Source organism: Mesorhizobium sp. ESP-6-4 (assembly GCF_020164735.1).
Classification (GTDB): Bacteria; Pseudomonadota; Alphaproteobacteria; order Rhizobiales; family Rhizobiaceae; genus Mesorhizobium.
This window is the reverse complement of sequence record NZ_JAIUGS010000022.1, coordinates 53000-79079: the sequence shown is the minus strand read 5'-3', so window position 1 is coordinate 79079 and position 26080 is coordinate 53000. Positions and strand designations below refer to the sequence as shown.

At 63.5% G+C, this 26080-nt stretch carries 24 protein-coding genes; 12 read left to right on the top strand and 12 right to left on the bottom strand.

The features are described from left to right. Positions 1 to 241: 241 nt before the first annotated feature. Entirely contained in the window at positions 242 to 1162 is a 921-nt protein-coding gene (gene ppk2, locus LB523_RS26165; RefSeq protein ID WP_095767696.1) for a polyphosphate kinase 2, read from the bottom strand. A 252-nt stretch (positions 1163 to 1414) separates the two neighbouring features. On the opposite strand from ppk2, the gene LB523_RS26160 reads away from it, so the two are divergent. Beyond that, positions 1415 to 2458 (top strand): aldo/keto reductase, encoded by a 1044-nt coding sequence (locus tag LB523_RS26160; RefSeq protein WP_224608434.1) that lies wholly within the window; start codon positions 1415 to 1417, stop codon positions 2456 to 2458. 5 nt (positions 2459 to 2463) lie between these two features. On the opposite strand, the gene LB523_RS26155 is transcribed toward LB523_RS26160, so the two are convergent. Next, complete coding sequence (locus LB523_RS26155) at positions 2464 to 3435, bottom strand: glycosyl transferase family 90 (RefSeq protein ID WP_140842664.1); 972 nt, start codon at positions 3433 to 3435, stop codon at positions 2464 to 2466. Between the two features lie 99 nt (positions 3436 to 3534). Continuing rightward, on the bottom strand, positions 3535 to 4200 hold the full coding sequence (locus tag LB523_RS26150; protein ID WP_140842662.1) for a GntR family transcriptional regulator: 666 nt from the start codon (positions 4198 to 4200) through the stop codon (positions 3535 to 3537). A gap of 79 nt (positions 4201 to 4279) precedes the next feature. On the opposite strand from LB523_RS26150, the gene LB523_RS26145 reads away from it, so the two are divergent. Together LB523_RS26145 and LB523_RS26140 are read left to right on the top strand one after the other, a co-directional pair. After that, a complete protein-coding gene (locus LB523_RS26145) occupies positions 4280 to 5578 on the top strand; it encodes an MFS transporter (protein WP_411966497.1) in 1299 nt (432 codons plus the stop codon). Between the two features lie 39 nt (positions 5579 to 5617). Then, positions 5618 to 5992 (top strand): DUF423 domain-containing protein, encoded by a 375-nt coding sequence (locus tag LB523_RS26140; protein ID WP_224608431.1) that lies wholly within the window; start codon positions 5618 to 5620, stop codon positions 5990 to 5992. A gap of 19 nt (positions 5993 to 6011) precedes the next feature. On the opposite strand, the gene LB523_RS29310 is transcribed toward LB523_RS26140, so the two are convergent. Beyond that, a complete protein-coding gene (locus tag LB523_RS29310) occupies positions 6012 to 6143 on the bottom strand; it encodes a hypothetical protein (protein ID WP_263483149.1) in 132 nt (43 codons plus the stop codon). Positions 6144 to 6201: 58 nt separating this feature from the next. Continuing rightward, positions 6202 to 6345 (bottom strand): hypothetical protein, encoded by a 144-nt coding sequence (locus LB523_RS26135; RefSeq protein ID WP_181164970.1) that lies wholly within the window; start codon positions 6343 to 6345, stop codon positions 6202 to 6204. Between the two features lie 176 nt (positions 6346 to 6521). Between LB523_RS26135 and LB523_RS26130 the strand changes: the two genes are divergently transcribed. Continuing rightward, positions 6522 to 7601: a LacI family DNA-binding transcriptional regulator gene (locus LB523_RS26130; RefSeq protein WP_224608428.1), complete on the top strand. Its 1080-nt coding sequence runs from the start codon at positions 6522 to 6524 to the stop codon at positions 7599 to 7601. A 49-nt stretch (positions 7602 to 7650) separates the two neighbouring features. Here the strand turns inward: LB523_RS26130 and LB523_RS26125 are convergent, their stop codons facing one another. After that, entirely contained in the window at positions 7651 to 8886 is a 1236-nt protein-coding gene (locus LB523_RS26125; RefSeq protein WP_224608425.1) for an OpgC family protein, read from the bottom strand. A 200-nt stretch (positions 8887 to 9086) separates the two neighbouring features. Between LB523_RS26125 and LB523_RS26120 the strand changes: the two genes are divergently transcribed. Beyond that, positions 9087 to 9752: an alpha/beta hydrolase gene (locus LB523_RS26120; protein WP_095767900.1), complete on the top strand. Its 666-nt coding sequence runs from the start codon at positions 9087 to 9089 to the stop codon at positions 9750 to 9752. A 116-nt stretch (positions 9753 to 9868) separates the two neighbouring features. On the opposite strand, the gene sthA is transcribed toward LB523_RS26120, so the two are convergent. Beyond that, positions 9869 to 11257: a Si-specific NAD(P)(+) transhydrogenase gene (gene sthA / locus LB523_RS26115; RefSeq protein WP_224608421.1), complete on the bottom strand. Its 1389-nt coding sequence runs from the start codon at positions 11255 to 11257 to the stop codon at positions 9869 to 9871. A 143-nt stretch (positions 11258 to 11400) separates the two neighbouring features. On the opposite strand from sthA, the gene LB523_RS26110 reads away from it, so the two are divergent. From LB523_RS26110 to LB523_RS26095, 4 genes are all read left to right on the top strand, one after another. Next, entirely contained in the window at positions 11401 to 12120 is a 720-nt protein-coding gene (locus tag LB523_RS26110) for a methyltransferase family protein (RefSeq protein WP_224608446.1), read from the top strand. 106 nt (positions 12121 to 12226) lie between these two features. Continuing rightward, on the top strand, positions 12227 to 12697 hold the full coding sequence (locus tag LB523_RS26105; protein ID WP_224608418.1) for an RDD family protein: 471 nt from the start codon (positions 12227 to 12229) through the stop codon (positions 12695 to 12697). Positions 12698 to 12844: 147 nt separating this feature from the next. Then, positions 12845 to 13609: an arginyltransferase gene (locus LB523_RS26100; RefSeq protein WP_224608415.1), complete on the top strand. Its 765-nt coding sequence runs from the start codon at positions 12845 to 12847 to the stop codon at positions 13607 to 13609. 124 nt (positions 13610 to 13733) lie between these two features. Further along, complete coding sequence (locus tag LB523_RS26095; protein ID WP_224608412.1) at positions 13734 to 14630, top strand: DMT family transporter; 897 nt, start codon at positions 13734 to 13736, stop codon at positions 14628 to 14630. Here the strand turns inward: LB523_RS26095 and LB523_RS26090 are convergent. Together LB523_RS26090 and parC are read right to left on the bottom strand one after the other, a co-directional pair. Further along, positions 14618 to 15868 carry an AI-2E family transporter gene (locus tag LB523_RS26090; RefSeq protein ID WP_224608410.1) on the bottom strand — a complete coding sequence of 417 codons (1251 nt, stop codon included), beginning with the start codon at positions 15866 to 15868 and terminating at the stop codon, positions 14618 to 14620. The genes LB523_RS26095 and LB523_RS26090 overlap by 13 nt on opposite strands. Positions 15869 to 16088: 220 nt before the next feature. Further along, entirely contained in the window at positions 16089 to 18344 is a 2256-nt protein-coding gene (gene parC / locus LB523_RS26085; protein WP_224608407.1) for a DNA topoisomerase IV subunit A, read from the bottom strand. A gap of 416 nt (positions 18345 to 18760) precedes the next feature. Between parC and LB523_RS26080 the strand changes: the two genes are divergently transcribed. Further along, complete coding sequence (locus tag LB523_RS26080) at positions 18761 to 19951, top strand: hypothetical protein (RefSeq protein ID WP_224608404.1); 1191 nt, start codon at positions 18761 to 18763, stop codon at positions 19949 to 19951. A 231-nt stretch (positions 19952 to 20182) separates the two neighbouring features. Here LB523_RS26080 and aspS read toward each other — a convergent pair whose 3' ends face one another. Both aspS and LB523_RS26070 read right to left on the bottom strand, forming a co-directional pair. After that, the gene (aspS, locus tag LB523_RS26075) at positions 20183 to 21970 is read right to left on the bottom strand and encodes an aspartate--tRNA ligase (protein WP_224608443.1); all 1788 of its coding nucleotides are present in this window, start codon (positions 21968 to 21970) and stop codon (positions 20183 to 20185) included. A 121-nt stretch (positions 21971 to 22091) separates the two neighbouring features. After that, a complete protein-coding gene (locus LB523_RS26070; RefSeq protein ID WP_224608401.1) occupies positions 22092 to 22850 on the bottom strand; it encodes a DeoR/GlpR family DNA-binding transcription regulator in 759 nt (252 codons plus the stop codon). Positions 22851 to 22963: 113 nt separating this feature from the next. Between LB523_RS26070 and LB523_RS26065 the strand changes: the two genes are divergently transcribed. Further along, positions 22964 to 24172 carry an MFS transporter gene (locus LB523_RS26065; RefSeq protein WP_224608397.1) on the top strand — a complete coding sequence of 403 codons (1209 nt, stop codon included), beginning with the start codon at positions 22964 to 22966 and terminating at the stop codon, positions 24170 to 24172. Between the two features lie 129 nt (positions 24173 to 24301). Further along, positions 24302 to 25453, top strand: coding sequence for a ribonuclease D (rnd, locus tag LB523_RS26060; RefSeq protein ID WP_224608394.1), 1152 nt, complete (start codon positions 24302 to 24304; stop codon positions 25451 to 25453). A gap of 203 nt (positions 25454 to 25656) precedes the next feature. Here rnd and LB523_RS26055 read toward each other — a convergent pair whose 3' ends face one another. Beyond that, on the bottom strand, positions 25657 to 26076 hold the full coding sequence (locus LB523_RS26055) for an MAPEG family protein (RefSeq protein ID WP_095767715.1): 420 nt from the start codon (positions 26074 to 26076) through the stop codon (positions 25657 to 25659). Between the last annotated feature and the right edge of the window lie 4 nt (positions 26077 to 26080).

Genomic DNA, 26080 nt, shown 5'->3' with positions numbered 1-26080 from the left:
ACTCGATCGACCATCGCGAATCCCTCCTCGCCGGATATCCGCATGGAATCACCGATCCGATTCTGTGCAAAGCCCTTCTTGTGGGAGAAGGTGGCCTCGCGAAGCGAGGTCGGATGAGGGGTGCTCCAGCTTGGCGACGAGCTGGAAATCGTCACCGCCTCATTTCTTCCAACACCCCTCATCCGTCTCGGCGCTGCGCGCCGATCCACCTTCTCCCACAAGGGGGAGAAGGAAAGACCCTTCAATACTTCTCCGGCACGTAGAGTTCGCGCGGCAGGACCTGGCGCTCATATTCTGGATTGAAGACGCGCTCCGGCAGCGTGATTTCCTCGTGCGGAACCTCCTCATAGGGCATCTGCTGCAACAGATGGTCGATGCAGTTCAGCCGCGCCCGCTTCTTGTCGTTGCCCTCGACGATGAACCAGGGCGCTTCCGGAATGTTGGTGCGGGCGAAGGTCTCTTCCTTGGCCTTGGTGTATTGCTCCCAGCGCACGCGCGACTGCAGGTCCATGGGCGAGAGCTTCCACTGCTTCATCGGATCATGGATGCGCATCAGGAAGCGCATCTGCTGCTCCTCGTCGGTGATCGAGAACCAGTATTTCACCAGGGTGATTCCGGAACGGACCAGCATGCGCTCGAATTCGGGCACGTCGCGGAAGAACTCCTCGACTTGGTCCCCATTGGCAAAGCCCATCACCCGCTCGACGCCGGAGCGATTGTACCAGGAGCGGTCGAACAGCACGATCTCGCCGCCCGCGGGCAGATGCGGCACGTAGCGCTGGAAATACCATTGCGACTTCTCGCGCTCGGTCGGCGCCGGCAATGCCACGACACGGGCGATGCGCGGATTGAGCCGCTGCGTGATGCGCTTGATGACGCCGCCCTTGCCGGCGGAATCGCGGCCTTCGAAGACCACCACCAGCTTCTTCTTGTGGTAGGCGACCCAGGACTGCAGCTTGATCAGCTCCGACTGCAGCCTGAGCAGCTCGCGAAAATAGGTCATGCGCTCGATGGAGGGCGGATGCGACTTCTTGTAGATCTTGGCGATCTCGAGCGAGAGCGCCGGCTCGGACAGCTCCAGTTCATAGTCCTCGTCGAGCGTATCCTCGAGCTCGGCCTCCAGCCAGTCCTTGGCTCCGGAATTCGGTTTCAGTTCATTCATCGCGCTGCTCCGTCTGCCTGTCAGCCATCACCGCTTCGGAAGCCCCGGCCGGACACTCCGTAAGCCGACTGAGATACAGAGGCGCAATGACGGTTTTATTGCAATCGCCCGGCAGCTGCATCGACATGGAAGATATGTGATCGACCCCGTATCGATAGCGGGGCGACAAGCGGCGGGAATTGTCCTACAAATCCCTCGCCTCTTTCCGGCGCTCGCCACAGCGCTTCTTCAAAACAAATTGCGAGGACCGACATGGAATACCGCACGCTCGGCCGATCCGGCTTGAAAGTCTCGACATTGACGCTTGGCACCATGACCTTCGGCGGCACCGGTCCGTTCGCCGCCGTCGGCAATTCGGATCTTTCGGAAGCCAAACGCATCATCGACACCTGCATCGATGCCGGCATCAACCTCATCGACACCGCAAACGTCTATTCCAATGGGCTGTCGGAAGAGATCATCGGCGAGGCGCTTGGCGGCAAGCGCAAGAACGATGTGCTGATCGCCTCCAAGGCGCGCATGCGTATCGGCACCGGCCCCAATGACGAAGGCCTGTCGCGCCATCACCTGATCCGCGAGTGCGAAAAGAGCCTGAAGCGGCTCAGGACCGACCTCATCGACGTCTATTTCGTCCACCAATGGGATGGGCTCACCCCGGTCGAGGAGACGGTCGCGGCGCTCGACACCTTGGTCAATCAGGGCAAGATCCGCTATATCGGCTGCTCCAACTGGTCGGGCTGGCAGGTAATGAAGGCCCTTGCTGTCAGCGACAGCCGCCATCAGGCCCGTTTCATCACTCAGCAGATCCACTACACGCTGGAAGCGCGGGAGGCCGAATACGAATTGCTGCCGATCTCGGTCGACCAGGGCCTCGGCGTGCTCGTCTGGAGCCCGCTGGCCGGCGGACTGCTCTCCGGCAAATACCATCGCGACAGCCCGACCGCGCGCCAGATCGGCGGCTGGACGGAACCGCCGATCCGCGATGAGGATCGCCTGTGGCGCATTGTCGACGTGCTCAACTTCATCGGCAAGGCACGCGGCGTTTCGGGCGCGCAGGTGGCGCTTGCCTGGCTGCTCGGCCGACCGGCCGTCAGCTCGCTGGTGATCGGCGCGCGCAACGAGGCGCAGCTCAAGGACAACCTCGCCGCGGCAAGCCTGTCGCTCACCGAGGACGAACGGCAGCGTCTCGACATCGTCAGCCGGCCGCCGGTGCTTTATCCCTATTGGCACCAGCAGTTCACGGCCAGGGATCGTTTCGGGCCGGCCGACGAGGTGCTCGACCGCTCTCACGCTTAAAACGCTCAGCCGGCGATAAAGCGCCAGACTTCCGCGTCGGGCTTAATCTGCCCGCTCAGCACGAAATATTTGTAGAGGACGAGCAGCGAGATCGCCTGCTCGTCCTGCTCATTGCCGAATCTGCGGCAATAGGCATTGGCGGCGGCGGTTATCCGTCCCGCCTCGTCGGGATGTTTTTCGAAATAGGCCACCTTGTCGAGCAGGTCGGAGAAATCCGGCTGCAGGGGCACATAGTGGACGTTGGGCTCGACCTGGGCTTCGGCGAACCAGGTTTCGTAGGTCGGTTCCGGCATGAGGCAGAGTGAATTGGAGCTCATGATCCATTTCAGGTTCGTCGCGACATCATTGCCTTCGAGCGAGACGATGTAGCGATACTGTCGCTGCTGCTCGATGTTCAGGAACGGCTTGCGGTATCCGTCCGGCGCATCGGCCCTGTGGGAACCCGCATCGCAAATCGGCAGGTCGGCGGCTTTTTCGACGAAGCGGGTGCGAATCGGATTGTTGAGATGACCGCGCCAGACCACCATCGGACGCTTGGCGGCGAAAGACAGGTTGTCGGGCGGCATGTAGAAGTGACGGAACTTGTTCAGCTTCATCAGCACGCCGTTCGCATTGTCGTCGCCGATGGGCCGGTCCTTGACGATCCTCGGGAACTCCGGAACCCCGACAACGTCGCCGAATTCGAAATCGATCAGCAGGCCGGGATCGAAATAGCGCGCGAATTCCTTGAGGTCGTAATAATACATGCTGGAAGAGGACGGCAGCTTGCCGACGGCTACGGCGTCCGGACTGGGCACGAACGGGTGTTCCAGCTTGTTGTAGTAGTTCAGCCGCTCGCGAACCGTCTTGCCCGAAAGCATGGCCTGTTCAAGCCGGCTGGCGAGGCGGTCGCGAAACAGGGACTGCGGTGCGCGGTCGCGCGCGAAATTGCGCGCGTAATAGAACAGCTTTGCGGCGGTTCGAGAGAGTGTGGCCATACGTCCGCGAGTTCAGCAAGTTCCCCTCGTCTCCTACAGCATTCTCCCGGCCATGTTGCAAGCCCGCTAATGCAACCGGCGTTGTGTCGACGCTTTCCCTCAAGCCGCGACCACGGCAAACCCGCGTGCGCGCAAACCGCGCCGGTCGTCATGCAATGAGGTGACCAGCCGATCTCGGCTGCCGGCGATGTGAGCGGAAAGCAGCCGCGCCGCTTCATCGGCATCGGCGCTCCTGACGGCGGCGAGGATGGCATGATGTTCGGCCCAAGCACGGCCGAGCGCCTTCTCATCGCGCACCTCCAGCCAGCGCGCACGCGACAGCCTGGTCATCGCGTCGCGCACTGCCCTGAGCAGAAACTCGTTGCCGGAAAGCCTTGCCAGTTCGATGTGGAAATCCAGGCCGACGCGATGCCACTCCTCGCGCGGCGTCTCAGCATCGCAGGAATCGAGCATCGCCGCGATCACGTCGATGCCGCCACGGTCTTCGAGCGCCGCCGTGAGGCGAACCGCCGCGACTTCGACCGCCTCGCGGTAGACGGCGATCTGCCCGAGTTCGGCAAGGTTGATTGGCGCCACCGTCCAGCCGCGGCCGTCGCGGCCGATCAGCCCTTCCGTCTCCAGGCGCAGCAATGCGGCCCGCACCGGCGTGCGCGACGCGCCGAAGCGGCTCTCGATCCAGCGCTCGGTCAGCCGCTCGCCCGGGCCGATCTCCAAACCGAGGATCATCTCGCGAAGCTGTCTTTCGACATTTTGCATCTGCGACATTTGTCGTCCCGTTTTCCAAGCCGCGTTGACGGCGCTCGCATTGACAGTAGCGAGTGTCAGGTCCATGACGGACACCAGCTTGGTATCCCAAATTGGTATCCGCAACAACCCCAGCATTGGCACGCATGACATGACGCCCAAGGAACCCGAACAGAGCGGCTTCAATATCCATTGGCGACGCAATCTCGCCGTCTGCTTCGCCGGCTCGTTCAGCACGCTTGTCGCCATGACGCTGCTTCTTCCGTTTCTGCCGCTATACGTCGAGCAGCTCGGCGCCGAAGGCCACGTGGCGATCGTGCAGTGGTCGGGCATCGCCTATGGCGCGACCTTCTTCGCGGCCGCGCTGGTCGCGCCTTTGTGGGGACGGCTTGGCGACCGCTACGGCCGCAAGCTGATGCTGGTACGCGCTTCGTTCGGCATGGCGATCTGCATGTCGTTGACCGGCATGGTTGAGAGCGTCTGGCAGCTGGTGCTGCTTCGATTGCTGATCGGTTTTGCCGGCGGTTATTCATCGGGTTCGACGATCCTGGTGGCGATGCAGACGCCCAAGGAGCGCTCCGGCTGGGCGCTGGGCGTGCTGGCGGCGGGCATCACGGCGGGCTCGCTGGTCGGACCGCTGCTGGGCGGCCTGCTGCCGCCGCTGATCGGCATCCGCGCGACCTTCCTGCTGTCCGGCGCCGTCATTTTCCTGGCCTTCCTGGCGACGACTTTCCTGATCAAGGAGAACCCGCCGGCGCCCAAGCCCGCCTCGACGACGAAGCCGAAAAGCGGCTGGTCGCAGATCCCCGACAAGCGGCCGATCGTCGCCATGCTGGCCACCGGCATGCTGCTCGCCTTCGCCACCATGTCGATCGAGCCGATCATCACCGTCTATGTGCAGCAACTCATCGAGGACCAGAGCAAGGTGACCATGGTTGCAGGCGTCGTCATGTCCGCGGCGGCGCTGGGTACCATCCTGTCCTCGTCCTGGCTGGGGAAACTCGCCGACCGCGTCGGTCACTGGAACGTGGTGGTCGGTGCCCTTGCCGTCTCGGCATTGCTGCTCATTCCGCAAGCCTACGTCACCAATGGCTGGCAATTGATCGGCCTGCGCTTCCTGATGGGCCTGGCGCTGGGCGGACTGTTGCCTTGCATCACTAGCGTGATCCGCCACAACATCCCTGACGGGATCGGCGGCAATGTGCTTGGCCTGGCGATTTCGGCGCAATATGTCGGCCAGGTCGCGGGGCCGCTGTCCGGCGGCTTCGTCGGCGGGCATTTCGGTATGCGCTCGGTGTTTCTGGGCACAGCGGTGCTGATGGCGCTGGGTGCTGCCTACAACTGGATTGTCCAATCGCGCCGGGCACGGCATATGCTGCTGGAAGCCGGCGAATCCTAACCGGCGCCTCCACCTCAACCGCAGCATGGAGCATCCAGGATGAGCCTTACTGGGCAAGCATCAGACGGCGGGAGCCGCGTTCTCGTGCTGGCAGCCGGCCTCGTCGGCGCGGCCGGCGTAGTGCTGTCGGCGACGGCGGCGCATCGCGGCGGCGCCTTCACCGGCACGGCGGCCAATTTCCTGCTGGTGCATGCGCCGGCGTTCCTTGCCATCGGCCTTGCCGGCGGCAATCGCTGCCTCAAGATAGCCAGCCTCGTCCTGCTCGCGGGCCTGCTTCTGTTCTGCGGCGATCTTCTCGCCCGCGACTTTCTCGGCTCGCGGCTGTTCCCGATGTCGGCGCCGATCGGCGGTACACTTTTGATCGCCGGCTGGGTAGCGATCGCCGTCTCGGCGCTGTGGCGTCCTCGGCCGTAGGTATTTCCGGCGAGCGTTTTTAATCGGCGCGCCGCTTGTGCTTGCGCGCAGGCAGGTCGTTGGCGCGGCGCCGCTCGGGCTGCTCGGTTCCGCGCGTGATGCCCCAATAGTTGCGGTAGATGTCCTGAAAAAGATGACCAATCGGATGCATGACTGCTTCTCCTCAAGTTGAATCGATCCAATGCGTGGACACGAAAAATGGCCACGGTTCAGCCGCGCTTGCGCTCCACGAGGAAGCGCAGTTCGCGGCGCCAGGGACCCGCTCTGCCGCGCCGCTTCTGGCTAATGGCCGCCGAGGCGATGCCCCAGTCGTTGCCGTAGATGTCCTCGAACAAGTAACTCACCGGATGCATGGCACCCTCCTGTTGAAACCGCTCCGTCAAAAAGCGAGCGGACTTGGATCGATTCAAATCATAGGCCTCAATCACGCGAAGTCAAGCAGGATTTGAATCGATCCAACAAAAATGTTAGATGACCAGCAGCAATTCAGCGGTCATGTTCTTCCCGTGACCGGATTCGGAGGAACGACATGGCATCACTCCTCGAAGGCCAGGCAAGACCGATCAGGCTGGCCGACATCGCCAAGGCCGCCGGCGTCTCGCATGGCACGGCCTCGAATGTTTTCAGCCGTCCCGAGATCGTGCGCGCCGAAGTGCGCGAGCGGGTCAAGGCGGTGGCGGAGCAGATGGGTTATGCCGGTCCAGACCCGAAAGGCCGCTTGCTGCGCGCCGGCAAGGTCAACGCCATCGGCGTCGCCACCACCGAGCCGCTCTCCTACTTCTTCGACGATCCGTTCGCCCGCGTGATGATGGCCGGCATTTCCGAAGCCTGCGACGCCACCGGCGCCGGCATCGCGCTGGTCTCGGCCGCCAATCAGGAAAAGCTGGCCTGGAACATTCAGAGCGCGCTTGTCGACGGCTTCGTGCTGTTCTGTATCGAAGGCGGCTCGCGTCTTGTCGATCTGACGCGCGAGCGCAGGTTGCCCTTCGTTGCGCTGGAGCTCGGCTTCCAGGACGAGACCGTATCGGCCATCGGCGTCGACAATGTCGCCGGCGCCAGGCTCGCCGCGCGCCATCTCGCCGAGCTTGGCCATCGCCGTTTCGCCGTCCTGTCGCTGGGCTTTGCCGACAACCGAACCGGCTTCGTAACGCCGGAAGCGGTGCGCAGCGCGGTCTACACCGGAACGCGCGATCGCCTTGCCGGCTATTTCGAGGAGCTTTCCCGCTTCGGCATCGATACGGCGAAGATCCCGGTCTATGAGACCGAGAACGAGGAAAAAAGCACCAGGGCCGGCCTCGAGGCGATCTTCGCCAGCGGCGAACCGCCGACCGCCATCCTGGCGATGTCGGACCGCATGGCCCTGATCGCCATCGACTGGTTGAGAGCACGCGGCCTCAACGTTCCCGGCGATGTCTCCATTGTCGGTTTCGACGGTGTGCCGGACGGCGCGCTGTCCACGCCGCCACTGACCACCATCGCCCAGCCGATCACCGAGATCGGCCGCCGCGCCGCGCGCATGATTCTCGACCACGATGGCGCGGTGCGGCGCGAGACGATGGGGGTCGAATTCGTCGTCAGAGGTTCGACCGGGCCGGCACCGAAAGCCTGAGCGGGCACAGGCAATTCGGATAGATCGCACGCATTTCCTTGCCCTGCGGCTAGTAGCCGCCCGCCCGCGCCGGCAGCGGCTGCACGCCGAATGTCGCACGCGCAGGCTCCTCGCGCACCGGCTTGGCGCGGGATGGGCCGAGGCTCGCAAGCCATTCGAGGTAGAGCGCAAGCGCGAGCTGCATGGCGATGCCTGCCGCGATCAGCAGCGTGTCGTAGGCCGGGCCGCCCGGGTTGATCAGCTTCAGCACCTGCGCCGCCATGGCGAGCAGCGTGCCGGCGATGAACACCGGCAGCGAGCGCTTGCCCAGGATCGCGAGCGGATTGTCGGGCCGGACGCGGAAGAGGTTGGAGACCGCCGGCAGCGCGACGATCAGATAGCTGACCGCAAGAATGTGCAAGAGCCGCGGCAGCGACAGGAAGGTCTTGTCGAAGCCGCCGATCACCACCGGCAGGTTGAACCAGGTGATCTGACCCCAGAGCGGAGTGTGCACCCAGATCGCCGCGCCGACCACATAGATGCCGGCGGCACCCAGCAGCCACGGATTGACCGGGATGCGCCCGCCGCGCTTCACATGCAGCATGGCGGCAAGGCCGATGTTGAACAGGAACTGCCAGGACAGCGGATTGAGGAACCAGAGGCCGGGCTCCGGATAGTTCGGCGGCGCGATCTGCCAGATGCCGGCGACGAGCCACAGCAGGCCGGACGCGATCAGCGCCGGCACGGGCCGATAGCTGACGAACAGCACGAACGCAGGCGCCGCCAGAAGCAGCGCCGCATAGACCGGCAAGATGTTGTTGTAGCCGAGCTGGTGGCCGAGCATGACGATGCCGAGCAGCGCCTGCGGCGTGTTGCGCATCAAGGGTTCGATGTTGATCATCGCCAGCATTTCCGGCCGGTGCGCGAACAGCGCGGCGGCGCTAAACAGCGCGATCACCACCATCGTGATGACGATGTGGGAGATGTAGAGCACCCCAGCGCGCCGCCACATCTTCAAGGTCGCGAGCAACCGGCCGCCCGGCTTGAACTTCGTGCCGTAAGCCAGCGCCACCGAGATGCCGGAAATCAGCACGAAGGCTTCCGCCGCGTCGGAAAAGCCGAAATTCTTATAGGTCCAGTTCTCGAAGACGGTGCCAGGCACATGGTCGATGAAAATGGTGAGCAGCGCGAGCGCGCGCAGCACGTCGATACGTGTGTCACGATCGATACGTGTGTCACGATCGTTGATGCGCGTATCGCGCTCTCCGACACGCTTATCGCGGTCGTTGGGAACAGGGGTGGTCATCGACAAAAGGCCTCAAAGCTGGTTGTTCATAGCCAGCAAATGCGACCCCCGGGGCGCACCGCTTCGATTCCTCCCACGGGGGAGTGTATCGGCGGAAAAACGGCCCGAATTGCGCCTGGTTCAATCAACTTTCGCGGAGCGCGAAAATATTCCGTTTTGAAGCCGGCAAATCAACGAATCTCTCATGGAATCAAATGGATATGAGCGCTTCCGAATATAGCGATAAAAACAGTATCCTGCGCCGGGACCTCGCCTTTCCTTACCGTCTGCTGAGGCCGGCGAACGCAAGCGGCGAGTGCCTGTTCGTGCTGCACGGGTCAGGTGTCGACGAGACGACGATGCTGCCGCTGGCAAGGCAGATCGCGCCGCGTTCGGTGATCGTCGCGGCGCGCGGCCGCATTCCACAGGAGGACGGATTTCGCTGGTTCGAGCGAATCACGCCGACCAGTTTCGAGCAGGTCTCCATCCATGCCGAGACGGCCGCTTATGCCCAGTTCGTGACGGACGTCGCGGAGGTGCAGCGGCTCGATCTGCAACGCGCGACCTTCCTTGGCTATTCGAACGGCGCCAATGTCGTCTCCAGCCTGATGCTGCTCCATCCCGGCATTGTCAGACAGGCAGCGCTGTTGAGGGCGATGCCGGTGCTCGACATCTCGCCAATGGCCAACCTCGGCGGCAGCCGCGTGTTGATCATTGCCGGGGCGGCCGACCAGACCTATGGCCCTTTCGCCCCTGCCCTGGTGACACTGTTCAGCGAACGCCAAGCCGAGGTCGACGCGCGCATCGTCGCCTCGGGCCATGAATTCGGCGACGCGGACGCCGCGATCCTGCGGCAATGGCTGGCGGCGCCTGTCGCGGTCGCCTGACTGGGCCAGGCGGGGCCCGGTGCGGCCATCAACGATCGAGACCATCCCGGCATGTTATAGGAACATCGTCCAGACACGCGTTGAGGGGGCTACTCGACCGTCCTCGGCCGATCCCCTCACCCATGTCCCATCCGGTTCCAGGCGTCCAGGCCGGCGATCTTGTAGGCCTCGGCCAGCGTCGGGTAGTTGAAGGTGTTGTTGACGAAGAAGTCGACCGTGCCGCCGAGATTGATCACCGCCTGGCCGATATGGATGAGCTCGGTGGCGCCCTCGCCGACGATGTGGGCGCCGAGCAGGCGGCGCGTCTCGACCGAGAACAACAGCTTCAGGAACCCGCTGCTGACGCCCATGATGTGGCCGCGCGAGGTTTCGCGGAAGCGCGCCAGGCCGACCTCATAGGCTGCGCCGCTGTCGCGCACCTGCTCTTCCGACAGGCCGACCGTCGAAATCTCGGGCACGGCATAGATGCCATAAGGAAAGCTCTCCGGCGGCGGCGGCAGGTGAACCCCGAAGGCGTGGCAAGCCGCCACCCGCCCCTGCTCCATCGACGTCGAAGCCAGGCTCGGGAAGCCGATAACGTCGCCGGACGCGTAGATGTTCGGCACGCTGGTCTGGAAGGTATGCGGATCGACCTTGATGCGGCCGCGGGCGTCGGCCTCGATGCCGACCGTGTCGAGGCCGAGGCTGGCGACATTGCCGGTGCGGCCGGCGGCGTAGAGCACCATCTCGGAGCGGATGGTGCGGCCGTCGGCCAGCGTCACCTCGGCATGGTCGGGCTTCGAGGCGATCTCCTTCACCGTGCTGCCGAGGCGGATGGTCATGCCGCGGTCGCGCATCTGGTGGATGAAGTCGTCGACGATCTCGCGATCGATGAAATCGAGAATGGTGTTGCGCGGCTCGACCAGTGTCACCGGCACGTCGAGGGCGGAAAAGATGGTGGCGTATTCGACGCCGATGACGCCGGCGCCGATCACCGTCAGCGTGCGCGGCAGATGATGGAGCTCCAGCATCTCGTCGCTGTCGAAGACGCGCTTCTTGTCGAAGGGCACGTCGGCCGGGCGGTGCGGCCTGGTGCCGACGGCGATCAGCGCGTTGGCGAATCCGACTTCGCTATAGTCGCCATTATCGGCGGTCAGGCTGACCTTGTTCGGCGTGAGGAACTTCACCGCGGCGCGCGCGCTCTTCACCGTGTTGCGCATGAACTGGTGCTGCAGCACCTCGACCTCATGGTCGAGCGTCTTGTGCAGCCGGTCGACCAGATCCGAGATCGAAATGTCCTGCTTGACCCTGTAGCCGCGTCCGTAGAAGCCGCGTTCGCGCCAGCCCGAGAGGTTGAGCACCGTCTCGCGCAGCGTCTTCGACGGGATGGTTCCGGTATGCACCGAGACGCCGCCAAGGCGCCGGCCCCTGTCGACCACCAGCACCGACTTGCCAAGCTTGGCTGATTGCACCGCGGCGCGGCGACCCGAAGGGCCGCTGCCGATGACCAGCATGTCGTAGTCCATGTCCCGTCCCCTTTGTGCGCCGCAGCAAGCTAGACCGGGAAGAATGTCATGTTCAACAGGCAACACCATTCCCTCGGTAGGCGAATCCGCCGATGCAACCAAAAGCACGAGAAACCTTAACCGGACGGCAAGGCTTGCGTGCAATGGTCCATGTCGAGGGGACCACCGGGGTAACAGAGTTGGCGATTTCCAAAAGCGATGCGCTGCCTGGCGCAGAGACCGGTTTCTGGTCCGGCCTTCAGAGCAGCGTGGTTCTCACCGACCTGCGCGAGGGCCTGTTCCGTTTCATCGCGCTGGTGGTCGCCGCGGTCTTCGTCTATCGCGGTGCGCGTCACCTCGTCATCGATCCGGGCCGGCTGAACATCCTGCTGCTCATGATCTCCGACGTTCTGACCTTTACCTGGCTGCTGCTGGCGCGCCGGCCGATTGTCCGCGACTGGAGCCCTTTCACGGTATTCATCTCGGTGACGGCTGCTTTCGGTTCGGGTTTCGTATCGTTCCAGGATGGAATCGCCGTCATCCCGCTCTATATCGCGGCGCCGCTGCAATTCCTGGCGCTGTGGCTGGTGATCTGGGGTAAGATGTCGCTTGGCCGCTCCTTCGCCATCCTGCCGGCCAACCGCGGCGTCGTCACCGGCGGCGCCTATCGGTTCGTGCGGCACCCAATCTATGCCGGCTATCTGGCAGGGCACATCCTGTTCCTGCTGTCGAGCTTCTCGCTCTACAATTTCGCCGTCTACGCGATCATTACCCTGTTCCAGGTCCATCGCATCCTGCGCGAGGAACGCATCCTGGCGCTGACAGAGGAGTATCGCGACTATCTCGGGCGGGTTCGCTTCAGGCTCTGTCCCGGCATCTTCTGACGTCGCGCCCGGCGGTGGCGGGCACGTTCCTTGAATTCCAGGCCGCCCTCACCATTTGAAAAGGCGGCAGGCATTCCCATGGGGGTGCTGCGATCGAGGAACGGATATGAACGCACGCGTATTGGACGGCGAGATCATCACGACGAGGTTCGAGGACACCCGCGCATATCGTGGGGTGCGGACAAGGCGCATTTTCGCCTTCCTGCTCGACTATTTCTTCGTCGCGCTGCTGACCATTCCCTTCGCCATCCTGGTCGCCATTCTCGGGCTGTTGACCTTCGGCCTCGGCTGGGCGCTGTTTTCGGTGCTGGTGCCGATGGTTGCCATTCTCTACATCTGGAACACGCTGGGCAGCCGCGACCAGGCGACGACCGGCATGAAGATTATGGGCATCCGCCTGGAGAAGCTCGACGGCAGCCGCATCGACGGCATGACGGCTGTGGTTCACTCGGTGCTGTTCTGGGCGGGCAACGTCATCCTGACGCCGCTAGTGCTCCTGGTCACGCTGTTCTCCGACCGCAAGCGCACGCTGCACGACCTGCTGCTCGGCACCGTCGTAACCCGCACCAATATCTGACGGATTCACGGCCGCGCGCATCAAGCCGCCGCGTCGACCGTGCTTAAATATGAACAGGCCAAGGCCATCGCGGCAGCATAATCCTGTTGAATTTTTCGGCGACCGGGCCAAAGGTAGGGCGATTCGCAGGAGCGTTTCCAAGATTAGATGACGCAGCATCCGACCCAGTCGCCGCAGTTCTTCCTGACCGCGCCGTCGCCGTGCCCCTACCTGGAGGGACAGTTCGAGCGCAAGGTGTTCACGCACCTTGTCGGCGACAAAGCGCCGGAGATGAATGACCTGCTGACGCAAGGCGGCTTCCGGCGCTCGCAGAACATCGCCTACCGTCCGGCCTGCGAGTCGTGCCGCGCCTGTGTGTCGGTCCGCATCCTGGCACAGGAATTCAGTCCCAGCCGCAACATGCGCCGCGTCATCCAGCACAATGCCGACCTTGTCGGCGCCATGCATGACGCGCAGCCTTCGACGGAGCAATATTCCCTCTTCCGCAGCTATCTCGACGCCCGGCATCGCCGCGGCGGCATGTCGGACATGACCGTGCTCGACTATGCGATGATGGTGGAAGACACCCATGTCGACACCAAGATCATTGAATACCGGCGTCGCGGCCCCGACACGTTCATCACCGGCAAGGGCCATGGCGAGCTGATAGCCGTCGCGCTCACCGACAAGATGGCCGATGGCCTGTCGATGGTCTATTCCTATTTCAACCCCGACTTCGAGGACCGCTCGCTCGGCACCTTCATGATCCTCGATCACATCGCCCGCGCCAGGGCGATGGGACTGCCCCACGTCTATCTCGGCTACTGGGTCAACGGCTCGCGCAAGATGAATTATAAGATGCGCTTCATGCCGCAGGAGCATCTCGGCCCGAAAGGCTGGGAACGCTACGACCACGAAGCGGTCAGTCGCTGAACCGCCCCACGCTTCATCCTTAACTGTTTCAAGGAGGAGGACACCGGTCTTTCGGCCCTCAGGCTGGAACGAGCGCGGCGTGGCCGCTGTGCGCCTCTTCAAGATAGTTTGCGAGAATGCCCAAGTGTCCACCCACACCGACCACCAAAAAGGTCTCCTGATCACCGCCATAGGCGGCCTCACACTGACCGTCGACATACCGCTGATCCGGCTCGCCGACGGCACACCCTGGACGATCATGATGTTGCGCACCGCCACCACCTTGCTGGCCGGGCTGGTGGTGTGGGCCGTCTGGCGGTCGTTCGACCGGAACGCGCCCCGGCTCATCCCGGGCTGGTCGGGACTTGCCGTGGCCTTTTGCTACGGCATGACCGGAATATGCTTCGTCACGGCGGTCTATCACACCTCGACGGCCGACCTTGTCTTCATCCTGGCCTTCAACACCGTGTTCGCGGCGCTGCTGTCATGGCTCTTCCTCAAGGAAAGACCGCGGCCTGCAACCGTCATCGCCATGCTGGCGATGATTTTCGGCGTGCTGATCATCGTCGGCGGCTCCGTCGGCACCGGGCATCTGTTCGGCGATTTCATGGCGCTGTGCTCGACCTTCTTCGTCGCCCTCGCCATCACCATTTCGCGCGCCAGCAGCGAGGACATGGGCTTCACCGCGCTGGTCGGCGTCATCCTGCCGCTGGCGCTCGCCGTCTTCATGGTTTCAGGCGAAGGCGTTCACGTGAACGCACCGTGGTGGATCATCTTCAACGGCGCCGTGATCATGCCGATCTCGTTCTTCTGCCTTGCCAACGGACCGAAATACATTTCAGGCCCGGAAGTGGCGATGTTCTATCTGCTGGAGACGGTGCTGGCGCCAGTCTGGGTCTGGCTGATCTTCGCCGAGGAGCCCACACGCAACAGCCTGATCGGCGGCTCGATCCTGATCGTGACGCTGGTCGCGCATTCGCTGTGGCAATTGCATGAGGGCCGCAAGCGCCGTGCCGCGCTTGCCGTGGTTCACCCGGCCTGAACTTTCCTCGGCTCGGCCGCAGCTTCGATCTGTGGCGGCGCGCCGGCCTCGTCGGCGACAGGCGGAAGCTCGTCCATGATCTCGACCTCGCGCAGCCATTCGCGCCAGATGGCGACGAGCAGCGCCATCAACACCGGGCCGATGAACAGGCCAAGAAAACCCATCGTCTTGACGCCGCCGATCAAGCCGAAAAAGGTCGGCAGGAAGGGGAGCTTGATCGGGCCGCCGACCAGCTTGGGCCGCAGCGTCTTGTCAACGATGAAGAGCTCGACCGCGCCCCAGATGAACAGGGCCGCGCCAGCGAAAAGCTTGCCGCTGGCGGCGAGATAGATCGACACCAGGGTGAAGGAGAGCGGCGCGCCGCCCGGGATCAGCGCCATGATGCCGGTAAGCGCGCCGAGCGTCACCGGGGATGGCACGCCGGCCAGCCAATAGGCGATGCCGAGCACAAGGCCCTCGCCGATGGCGATGATGGTCATGCCCGTCACGGTCGAGGAAATGGTTGCCGGCACGACGCGCGAGATCCGCTCCCAACGCGTCGGCAGGATGCGTTCGCCGAGGCGATCGACCTGGGCCGCGAAAGCCTCGCCGTCGCGATAGGCGAAGAACAGCGCGATCATCATGAACAGAAGCGTCAGAATCAGGCTGAATGCGCTGCCACCGGCGGCCAAGGCGCCGCGATAGATGCTGCCGATATTGGAGCCGCTGATCAGCTGGATCAACTCGCCGATGCCGCCGGGATGGCCGAGATAGGCCGTCCACTGCTCGTTCAGCCACTGGCCGACGACCGGTATGGCGGCGATCCAACCCGGTGTCGCCGCGCCGTGGCGATTGGTCTCGATCGCCCAGGTGACCCACTCGCGCAGCTCGTTGATGGCATAGGTGCCGGCAAGCGCGATCGGCACCACCAGGAAGGCGAGGATGAAAAGGATCGCCAAGGTCGCGCCGACCGTGCGGTTGCCGCCGACACCAACGAGCAGCCGGCGGTACAGCGGCCAGCTGGCAAAGGCGATGACGAGCGCCGCCAGCACCGGGAACAGGAAGCCGTGGAAGAAATAGACGCCGGCAGCGACGATCAGCACCAGGAGCCAGCGCGCCGCCGACAGCGGCGGGATGACGGCCGCCCTCAGCGGCGTCGACAGGCCGAATAGGCGCTGCCCCGGCTTCTGGATCTCGGCGCGCTTCAACCCGGCGTTGCTCCCTGCCTGATGGTTCGATGGATGCTTATGCACCATCATAGTGCAGCAATCGTGACGATAGTCCAAATAGTGCCTTTCCTTCTCCCCTTGTAGGAGAAGGTGGATCGGCGCGCAGCGCCGAGACGGATGAGGGGTGTTTCAGCGGGGTGAGGCGTTGGCGGCATCCAACGCAGCTCAAGTCCGTGTCAAGCTGGAACACCCCTCATCCGTCGCCTTCGGCGACACCTTCTCCCGCAAGGGGAGAAGGAAAGGTGCTGCTTCACCCAAATTTCCCCGTCCTGGGAAAACCCTTCGGCACCATGCGGCCGGCGGCGGCGCGGGCTCCGATCCACTCGGACAGCTCCTCGCGCGACTTGGTGAAGGTGCGATCGGCCGAATCCTGCCAGGAGAGCCCCGTCGCCAGGGTGAAGGTCTTCAGGTCCAGCACGCCGCCGTCCTTGTATTTCTGCAGGCGCACACCCTTGCCGCGCGCCATTTCCGGAATTTCGGCCAGGGGGAAGACCAGCATCTTGCGGTTCTCGCCGACAATAGCGAGATGGTCGCCCGAAACCGGGATGCAGCGCTTGGCCTCGTCCGGCGCCTTGACGTTCATCACCTGCTTGCCCTTGCGGGTGTTGGCAACGACCTCTTCCTCCGAAACGACGAAGCCATTGGCGTCGTATGAGACGAGCAGCAGCTTGCGCTTCGGATCATGGACGAAGGCAGTGACGATGTCCTGGTCGTTCTCCATGTCGACGATGATGCGGATCGGCTCGCCATGGCCGCGCCCGCCCGGCAGCCGATCGGCGCCGATGGTGTAGAACTTGCCGCCGGTGGTGAAGACCAGGATCTTGTCCGTGGTCTGGGCATGGAAGGCGAGCTTCAGGCTGTCGCCTTCCTTGAAGGTGAGCTGCGAATGGTCGGTCAGGTGGCCCTTCATGGCGCGCAGCCAGCCCTTTTCCGACACAACGACGGTGACCGGCTCGCGCTCGATCATCGCATGCGCAATGTCGGTCAAGTCGTGCTCGGGCGCATCGGCAAACTGGGTGCGACGCTTGCCGAGTTCGGTCTGCGGACCGAACGTGTCGCGGACCTTGCTGACTTCCCACTTGATCGTCGACCATTGCTTGGCGTCGGAAGCCAGCAGGGCCTCGATCTGCTTCTTCTCGGTGGTGAGGCCGTCAAATTCCTTGCGGATCTCGATCTCTTCGAGCTTGCGCAAGGCGCGCAGGCGCATGTTGAGGATGGCTTCGGCCTGGTTGTCGGTGAGCGACCAGCGGGCCATCATCACCTGCTTGGGCTCATCCTCCTCGCGGATGATCCTGATGACCTCGTCGATGTTGAGATAGGCGATCAGATAACCGGCGAGGATTTCCAGCCGCTTCTCGATCTCGCCGAGCCGGTATTTCGAACGACGGATCAAAACCTCGCGGCGGTGGTCGAGCCACTCCTTGAGCACGCCCTTCAACGACAGGACGTTCGGCACCTTACCGCGCGACAGCACGTTCATGTTGAGCGGGAAGCGGCTTTCGAGCTCGGTAAGCTTGAACAGCGATTCCATCAGGATGCCGGGATCGACGGTGCGGCTCTTCGGCACCAGGACGATGCGGATGTCCTCCGCACTCTCGTCGCGGATGTCTTCGAGCAGCGGCAGCTTGCGTGCCATCAAAAGCTCGGCGATCTTCTCGATCAGCCTGGCCTTCTGCACGCCGTAAGGGATCTCGGTGACGACGATGCTCCAGGTGCCCCTGCCCTGGTCCTCCTGGCTCCATTTGGAGCGCACCCGGAAACCGCCGCGGCCCGTCTCATAGGCTTCGAGGATCGAGGCGCGGCTGTCGACGATGATGCCGCCCGTCGGGAAATCCGGCCCCTGGACGAAATCCATCAGCTTCGCCACCGGCGCTTCGGGATGCTCGATCAGATGGAGCGCTGCGTCGCAAAGCTCGGCGGCGTTGTGCGGCGGGATCGAAGTCGCCATGCCGACGGCAATGCCCGACGAGCCGTTGGCGAGCAGGTTGGGGAAAGCGCCCGGCAAGACGGACGGCTCCTCGTCCTCTTCATTGTAAGTCGGCCGAAAATCGACCGCGTCCTCGGTGATGCCGGCAAGCAGCTCGCTTGCCACCTCGGTCATGCGCGCTTCGGTGTAGCGCATCGCCGCGGCGTTATCGCCGTCGATGTTGCCGAAATTGCCCTGCCCGTCGACCAGCGGGTAGCGCATCGAGAAATCCTGCGCCAGCCGTACCAGCGCATCGTAGATCGACTGGTCGCCATGCGGATGGAACTTGCCCATCACGTCGCCGACGATGCGGGCGCATTTGGCGAAACCCTGATCGGGGTTGAGCCTGAGCAGCCGCATGGCATGCATGATGCGGCGATGGACCGGCTTCAGTCCGTCGCGCACATCCGGCAGCGCCCGATGCATGATGGTCGACAGCGCGTAAGCGAGATAGCGCCGCTCGAGCGCTTCCTTCAGATCGACCGGTTCGATTTTATCGCCGCCGCCATTGTCATCAGGCGGCAAAAGCCTTTTTCCCATGAATTTGGACTAGCCGAGCGGGTGATTCGCGGCAAGCGCCGCGTGAACGTCGGCGCATTCGCCGTGGCTATAGATGCGCAGCCGGCGGTGTGAAGAATTTCACGGAAGCGGCCCCGCGGCGGCTGCAACTTGCCGCCGATCTGAAACAGGCTTAGTCGGCAACACGAGGCCGGCCAACATCAATCCGTTACATGCGGCCGCTATCTGGCAATGCAACACGCTGGCGGAGGAAAGCCGCGGTCTTCATGACAAATTCACCGCATCGGGCAATAGCTGCCGACCGGCGTTTGCTTTTCATCGCCGTTTTCGACAAATGGGCCCGGAAATGCCTTTTTCCCGTCCCGTTCGTCACGGAATGGTGACGGAGCAGATGTCAAAAATAATTTCACATAGCCAATCAGGACAGGGAACTCGCCATGACAATCCAACGCTCAACACTCAAGAAATTGGCCTTTTCGACCTTTCTGCTGACGCTGCCGCTCAATTCGGCCTTCGCCGCCGATCCGGCGGTGGCCGAGCGCATCAAGGCGGCCCTTGCCGCCCAGGGCGTCGAGATTTCCTGGACAGGCGTCTCCGGCGACGATTCGAACGCCGTCCTGCAAGGTGTTTCCATCAAGCCGGCGGCCGAGAAGGAAGCGCTGCCGATCGGCGACGTGAAGCTGGAGAGGGTCAGCGAGGCCAATGGCGGCTATGAGATCGCAACCCTCTCGACCTCGCCTTTCGAGCACAGCAAGGACGGCGTGACGCTCAATCTCAGCCCGGTGGTCGTCCACGACATGAAGGTCCCGGCCGAAGGCGGCACCGATCCGCTCGGCTCGCTGATGATGTACAAGTCGGCGGAGCTCGCCAACATGACGGTCAAGGTCGGCGACAAGACGGCGTTCGCGATGGACGGGCTTGCCGTCCAGATCACCCCGCCGGCCGACGGCAAGGCGATGGACTTTACCGCCAACACCGAAAAATTCACCGCCGACCTGTCGCTGGTCGACGATCCGAAGTCCAAGGAAGCGATCGACGCGCTCGGCTACCAGAACATCTCGGGCAACATCGCGATGGCCGGCACCTGGCAGCCGAGTGACGGCAAGATGGAGCTGTCGAAATATGACATCTCGGTCGAGAATGCCGGCACGCTCGGCATGACCTTCAATCTCGGCGGCTACACGCTCGACTTCATCAAGTCGATGCAGGAAATGCAGAAGAAGCTCGCCGCCCAGCCGGAAGGCGCCGACAATTCCGCGCAAGGCATGGCCATGCTCGGCCTGATGCAGCAGCTTTCTTTCAACGGCGCATCGGTGCGCTTCGAGGACGATTCGCTCACCGGCAAGGTGCTCGACTATGTCGGCAAGCAACAAGGCATGTCGGCCAAGGACGTCGCCAACCAGGCCAAGGCGATCGTGCCGTTCGGCATGGCGCAGCTCAACAATCCCGAGCTGACGGCGGAAGTCTCGGCGGCGGTCAATACCTTCCTCGACAATCCAAAGAGCCTGGAAATCTCGGCCGAGCCGCCGTCGTCGGTGCCGTTCGCGCTGATCATGGCCGGCGCCATGTCCAACCCGCTCGACCTGCCGAAGACGCTTGGCGTCAAGGTCAAGGCGAACCAAGACTGATCGAATTAGCTGCCTTCTCCCTGTCCCTATACGGGGAGAAGGTGCCGGCAGGCGGATGAGGGGCAGCGCCGACGCTTGCGACTGGAATTCGATGCTGAACCGATCGCCGTCAGAAGGCCCCGCCTGCTACGGCGGCCCGTAAATCGCCAGCACCCGCGCCGCCCCTCATTGTCCTGCCGGACATTTCTCCCCGTATAGTGACGGGGAGAAAGGGCAGTTGCAGCGCTGCCGTCAGTCCTTCTTCGCCGCAGCGACGCGCAGCGACAGCTCGCGCAGCTGCTGCGGGGTCGCTTCCGAAGGCGCGTTCATCAACAGGTCGTAGGCCTGCTGGTTCATCGGGAACATCGTGATCTCGCGCAGATTCTTGGCGCCGACCAAAAGCATGACGACGCGGTCGATGCCGAATGCCGCTCCGCCATGCGGCGGCGCGCCATACTGGAAGGCACGGTAGAGGCCGCCAAAGCGATCCTCGACCGTCTGCCGATCCAGACCGACCATCTCGAAGGCCTTGACCATGGTTTCCGGCAGATGGTTGCGGATGCCGCCCGAGGCGATCTCGAAGCCGTTGCAGACCGCATCGTACTGGAACGCCTTGATGCCGAGCGGCTCCTGGTTGGTCAGGGCGTCAATGCCGCCCTGCGGCATCGAGAACGGATTGTGGGCGAAGTCGATCTTCTTCTCGTCCTCGTTCCATTCGAAGAACGGAAAGTCGACGATCCAGCAGAGCTCGAAGCGGTCGCGGTCGACGAGGTTCAATTCCTCGCCGGCTCGGGTGCGCGCCGCACCGGCAAAGGAGACGAACTTCTTCGGGTCGCCGGCGACGAAAAAGGCGGCGTCGCCGTCGGCAAGGCCGAGCTGGAGGCGGATCGCCTCGGTGCGCTCCTCGCCGATGTTCTTGGCGAGCGGACCGGCGCCTTCGAGTTTTTCGCCTTCCTTGCGCCAGAAGATGTAGCCGAGGCCAGGCTGCCCCTCGCCCTGCGCCCAGGAATTCATGCGGTCGCAGAAGGCGCGGCTGCCACCGGTCTTTGCCGGAATGGCCCACACCTCGGCTTTCGAATCGTTGGCCAGGATGTTGGCGAAGACCTTGAAGCCGGAATCGCGGAAATGATCGGAAACCGTCTGCATCACGATCGGGTTGCGCAGGTCCGGCTTGTCGGTGCCGTATTTGCGCATGGCAACATCATAGGGGATGCGCGGCCATTCCTTGGTGACGGGCTTGCCATTGGCGAAAGCCTCGAAGACGGACGTCATCACCGGCGCCAGGGTGGAGAGCACATCGTCCTGCTCGACGAAGCTCATCTCGAGGTCGAGCTGGTAGAATTCGCCGGGCAGGCGGTCGGCGCGCGGATCCTCGTCGCGGAAGCAGGGCGCGATTTGGAAATAGCGGTCGAAGCCGGAGACCATGATCAGCTGCTTGTACTGCTGCGGCGCCTGCGGCAACGCGTAGAAGGTGCCGGGATGGATGCGCGACGGCACCAGGAAGTCGCGCGCGCCTTCGGGCGACGATGCGGTGAGGATCGGCGTCGAAAACTCGGTGAAGCCGACCTCCCCCATGCGCTTGCGCATCTCGGCGATGATTTTTGTCCGCGCGACGATGTTCTTGTGCAGCGTCTCGCGGCGCAGATCGAGAAAGCGGTATTTCAGGCGGATGTCTTCGGGGTAATCCGGCTCGCCGAACACCGGCAGGGGCAGCTCCTTGGCGGCCGACAGCACTTCGATCTCGCGCGCGAAAATCTCGATCTCGCCGGTCGGCAGGTTCGGATTGACTGTTTCCGGCAACCGCGCCTTGACCTCGCCGTCGACGCGGATCACCCATTCGCCGCGCAAAGTCTCGGCGGCCTTGAAGGCAGCCGAATCCGGATCGGCGACGATCTGGGTCAGGCCGTAATGGTCGCGAAGATCGATGAAGAGCAGTCCGCCATGGTCGCGCACGCGATGCACCCAGCCCGACAGGCGGACGGAATTGCCGACGTCGTTCTTTCTCAACTGGGCACAGGTGTGGCTGCGGTAACGATGCATAGTCATGGGGTAAAGTCCGGAAATTGCGGGCGTCGGCCCGGCTCGAAAATTGGCGCGAAAAGCGCATGAGAGGCCGTCTTTGTCAAGGCAAGCGGTCACACAGACGCGCCGCTGCGACCGTTCAGGCAAAGTGGACTTGCACACCCCGGCTTTGGAAATCTGCGAGTGTGGCAGCAGGCGCGGTCCTTTCCACCACGAGATGCCGGATCGCATCCGCCCCCGCCACGCGATAGGGCGCGGCGGTGGCGAGCTTGTCGTTGGTGACGGCAATGACGATGCCGGCGCTGTTTTTCGCCATGGCGCGTTTCACCTCGGCTTCGGCCGAATCGAAAGCAGTGACGCCGCGCGCGACATCCAGGCCGCAGGAGCCCAGAAAGAACAGATCGGCGCCGAGTTGCGCCACGGCGGCTAGCGTTTCGGCCCCGACGCAGGTGCCGAGATCGGGCACGTAGCGGCCGCCGAGCACGATCAGCTCGACCAAGGGAAGGTCCGCCAGAGCCGAGGCGACGCCCAGCGAATTGGTGGCGACGGTCAGCTCCATGTCGCGCGGGATCGCCCTGGCGATCGCCTCGTTGGTCGTGCCGCCGTCGATGAACAGCGACTGCCCTGAACTAAGCAGTCCAACCGCCGCCTTGGCGAGCCGGGTTTTTTCCTCGACCGCATGACGGCTGCGCTGGCTGAGCGGCGCGGCTGCAAAGGGCCCCGATGGGACAGCGCCGCCATAAACGCGACGCAGCTGCCCGGCCTTCGCCAATTCCCTCAGGTCGCGGCGCACAGTGTCCTCCGATACGCCGAAACGGCTGGCGAGCTCGCCGGCCAGCACTTTTCCGTCGGCCGCAAGCCGGTCGCGAATGAGTTGGTGGCGTTCTTCGGTAAGCATGCATGATCCTATTTAGTTGTGCACGTTGTTGCATGTTTTGCCCGTTCATGCAAGAAACAGAGTCGCCGGCAGCCTGAGAGCCGCCGCCAAAATCTCCTTATCGGACTTGCCTGATGACCCTTGGCTTGAAACTCGCCCCCCAGCACCGCGTCTATGCCGGCTTCGCGATCTATTCCTTTGCCATGGGCAATATCTTTCCACGGCTGCCCGACATCAAGCGGGCCATGCAGATCGAGGACGGCACGCTCGGTCTCGCCCTGATCGGGACGCCGATCGGCACTCTGATCGCGCTGACGCTGGCGACGCCGATCCTGGAGCGCGTCGGCTTCCGCCGCGCGCTGCTGTGGCTGGTGCCGCTGCTTGGCTTCGCCTATGCCGTCGCGGTGCATGCGTCGGACCCCGCGGCCCTGTTCCTGATGCTGCTCCCGGTCGGATTGATGATCGGCAGCATCGAGATCATTTTGAATGTCGAGGCGGACAGGACCGAGTTCCTGCTCAAGCGCCGGATCATGAACCGGGCGCATTCCTTCTGGAGCATCGGCTTCTTCGGCGCCGGCCTGTTCGGCGGCGCGCTGGCGCATCTCGGCCTGTCGCCGCAACTGCACCTGGCGCTGGTGGTGCCGACGGTGACGGTTGCGATGGCGCTGTTCCTGGGCGGCTTCGAACCCGCGCCTGCCCGTTTCGCCGCGACCGGCGACAAGCCGCCGATATTCGCCCGTCCGACGCTGCCGATCCTGATCCTCGTCGCGGTGACACTATCGGCAATGCTGATGGAAGGGGCCAGCATGGACTGGTCCGCCATCTATATGCGCACAGTGTTCGACTCAGGCCCCTTCGTTGCCGGCTTCACCGTGGCGCTGTTCGCCTTCTCGCAGGCAACGACACGCTTCTTCGCCGACAGCTTTGTCGACCGCCATTCGCCGAGCGGCGTAGCGCGCGTGCTGCTGGCGACAATGGCGGTCGGCGTGTTCATCGTCTTCTTCTCGCCCCTGCCCTTCATCTCGATGCTGGGCTTTGCGCTTCTGGGCATCGGCAGCAGCGCCATCTTTCCGCTGGCGATCTCGGCTGCGGCGCAGCGCACCGACCGTCCGGCGGCGATCAATGTCGCGGCCCTGTCGCAGATCTCCTTCGTCGCCTTTCTGCTTGGCCCGCCGCTGCTCGGCTTCGTGTCGGACCACTGGGGCATCCGCTCGGCCTATGGCATCGGTATCCCCTTCATCCTGCTCAGCCTGGCCACAGCCGGCGCGCTTGGCCGACGGCCATCGGCCGAAGCCGCGGATACCGCAAGGCAAAGCGTGCAGGCGCAGGCCGGCGAGGCCTGAACCGCCCCGCCGGGCCATCGCATATCGCCATCGCGCGAAACTAGCGGTGCGTGACGACGTCGCCGCGCTTGACGAATGCGCGCGCGGCTGAAATTGAAAGAGGCCTAATATTGTGCCAAAAGCGATTTGATGCAGGTCATCACCACACAAGAAGAACTCGAGAGCGTTGTCGCGGCGTTCGAAAAGTCGGAATTCGTTACCGTCGATACCGAATTCATTCGCGAGACGACCTTCTGGCCGATCCTTTGCCTAATCCAGATGGCCGCGCCTGGGATTGAGGCGCTTATCGATCCGTTATCGCCCTGCATCGACCTGAAACCGTTTTTCCGGCTCATGGCCAACGAAGCGGTGCTGAAGGTTTTTCACGCGGCGCGCCAGGACATCGAAATCATCGTCCATCTCGGCGATCTGGTGCCGCATCCGGTGTTCGACACCCAGGTGGCGGCGATGGTCTGCGGCTTCGGCGACAGCGTTTCCTACGACCAGCTCGTGCAGAAGGTCACCGGAGCCCGGCTGGACAAGTCCTCGCGCTTCACCGACTGGCGGCACCGGCCGCTCTCCGACAAGCAGCTCGAATACGCGCTTGCCGACGTCACCCACCTGATCGAGGTCTACCAGCATCTCAGCGCCGAGCTGAAGCGCGAGAATCGCGGCCACTGGCTGAACGAGGAGATGGATGTCCTCACCTCGCGCGAGACCTACGATCCGCATCCCGAAGATGCCTGGAAAAGGCTGAAGATGCGGCTGCGCAAACCGCAGGAGCTGGCGATCGTGCAGGCGGTGGCGGCCTGGCGCGAACGCGAGGCGCGCGAGCGCGACGTGCCGCGCGGCCGCGTGCTCAAGGACGACGCGATCTATGAGATCGCCCAGCAGGCGCCGCGCGATGCGGCCGCGCTCGGCAAGCTGCGCACCACGCCGAAAGGCTGGGAACGCTCCGCCACGGCAACCGCGCTGCTCGGCGCGGTCAACGCGGCACTGGCGCTGCCCAAGGACGCGATGCCGAAACTGCCGAAAAGCGTGCAGCCGCCGGAGGGGTCGAGTGCGGCGGCGGAACTGCTCAAGGTGCTGCTCAGGATCGTCGCAGAGAAGGAAGGCGTGGCCACCAAGGTGCTTGCCTCCAGCGACGATATCGACCGCATCGCCGCCGAGGGCGACGAAGCCGACGTGGCGGCATTGCAGGGCTGGCGGCGCGCCGTTTTCGGCGAGCAGGCGCTGAGGCTGGTACGCGGCGAGATCGGCATCAAATTCGACAAGCGCCGGATCGCGTTGTTCGAGCTGTAGCGCCTTTCTCTTCTCCGCTTGTGGGAGAAGCTGGATCGACGCGCAGCGCCGAGACGGATGAGGGGTGTTCCGGCGGAGTGAAACGCTGGCGATCTCCTATCGCGGCATCCAACGCTGGCTTAAGTCCGTGTCAAGCTGGAATACCCCTCATCCGGCCGCTGCGCGCCACCTTCGCCCACAAGGGGAGAAGGGAAAGGCGAGCCTCACACCACCTCGAGCAGGTGGAGCGCGAACCAGATCCAGGCGATGAGAAGTATGCCGGCGCCAAGGAAGAAGGCGCGGCTGCGGTGCAGCACATGGTTTCTGTCGAGATGCACCCAGGCGTGGACATAGCGCGTGACTATGAACAGCCACATTAACGCTAGCGTCAGGTAGTTCACGCCATTGGTGACGAACAGCGCCAGGCACAGCACGTGAAAGAGAACCGGCAGCTCGAACTGGTTGATCAGGTTGTTGGCGACGGTGACGCTCGAGGCCGGCTCGGTTGAGCGGACCTTGTACTGGCCGATCCTGGCTTCGCCGGACTTAACGGCGAGATAGCGCCGCTTGAACATCACCAGATAGACGACATAGACCAGAAGAACATGCGCCAGCATCGGCCAGAAGATGGCTGTCTGGCGCATCTGC

Coding starts and splice junctions, on each gene's coding strand:
- ppk2 (WP_095767696.1), bottom strand. CDS start 1,162: ATGAATGAACTGAAACCGAATTCCGGAGCCAAGGACTGGCTGGAGGCC.
- LB523_RS26160 (WP_224608434.1), top strand. CDS start 1,415: ATGGAATACCGCACGCTCGGCCGATCCGGCTTGAAAGTCTCGACATTG.
- LB523_RS26155 (WP_140842664.1), bottom strand. CDS start 3,435: ATGGCCACACTCTCTCGAACCGCCGCAAAGCTGTTCTATTACGCGCGC.
- LB523_RS26150 (WP_140842662.1), bottom strand. CDS start 4,200: ATGTCGCAGATGCAAAATGTCGAAAGACAGCTTCGCGAGATGATCCTC.
- LB523_RS26140 (WP_224608431.1), top strand. CDS start 5,618: ATGAGCCTTACTGGGCAAGCATCAGACGGCGGGAGCCGCGTTCTCGTG.
- LB523_RS29310 (WP_263483149.1), bottom strand. CDS start 6,143: ATGCATCCGATTGGTCATCTTTTTCAGGACATCTACCGCAACTATTGG.
- LB523_RS26135 (WP_181164970.1), bottom strand. CDS start 6,345: ATGCATCCGGTGAGTTACTTGTTCGAGGACATCTACGGCAACGACTGG.
- LB523_RS26130 (WP_224608428.1), top strand. CDS start 6,522: ATGGCATCACTCCTCGAAGGCCAGGCAAGACCGATCAGGCTGGCCGAC.
- LB523_RS26125 (WP_224608425.1), bottom strand. CDS start 8,886: ATGACCACCCCTGTTCCCAACGACCGCGATAAGCGTGTCGGAGAGCGC.
- LB523_RS26120 (WP_095767900.1), top strand. CDS start 9,087: ATGAGCGCTTCCGAATATAGCGATAAAAACAGTATCCTGCGCCGGGAC.
- sthA (WP_224608421.1), bottom strand. CDS start 11,257: ATGGACTACGACATGCTGGTCATCGGCAGCGGCCCTTCGGGTCGCCGC.
- LB523_RS26110 (WP_224608446.1), top strand. CDS start 11,401: ATGGTCCATGTCGAGGGGACCACCGGGGTAACAGAGTTGGCGATTTCC.
- LB523_RS26105 (WP_224608418.1), top strand. CDS start 12,227: ATGAACGCACGCGTATTGGACGGCGAGATCATCACGACGAGGTTCGAG.
- LB523_RS26100 (WP_224608415.1), top strand. CDS start 12,845: ATGACGCAGCATCCGACCCAGTCGCCGCAGTTCTTCCTGACCGCGCCG.
- LB523_RS26090 (WP_224608410.1), bottom strand. CDS start 15,868: ATGATGGTGCATAAGCATCCATCGAACCATCAGGCAGGGAGCAACGCC.
- parC (WP_224608407.1), bottom strand. CDS start 18,344: ATGGGAAAAAGGCTTTTGCCGCCTGATGACAATGGCGGCGGCGATAAA.
- LB523_RS26080 (WP_224608404.1), top strand. CDS start 18,761: ATGACAATCCAACGCTCAACACTCAAGAAATTGGCCTTTTCGACCTTT.
- aspS (WP_224608443.1), bottom strand. CDS start 21,970: ATGCATCGTTACCGCAGCCACACCTGTGCCCAGTTGAGAAAGAACGAC.
- LB523_RS26070 (WP_224608401.1), bottom strand. CDS start 22,850: ATGCTTACCGAAGAACGCCACCAACTCATTCGCGACCGGCTTGCGGCC.
- LB523_RS26065 (WP_224608397.1), top strand. CDS start 22,964: ATGACCCTTGGCTTGAAACTCGCCCCCCAGCACCGCGTCTATGCCGGC.
- rnd (WP_224608394.1), top strand. CDS start 24,302: ATGCAGGTCATCACCACACAAGAAGAACTCGAGAGCGTTGTCGCGGCG.
- LB523_RS26055 (WP_095767715.1), bottom strand. CDS start 26,076: ATGCGCCAGACAGCCATCTTCTGGCCGATGCTGGCGCATGTTCTTCTG.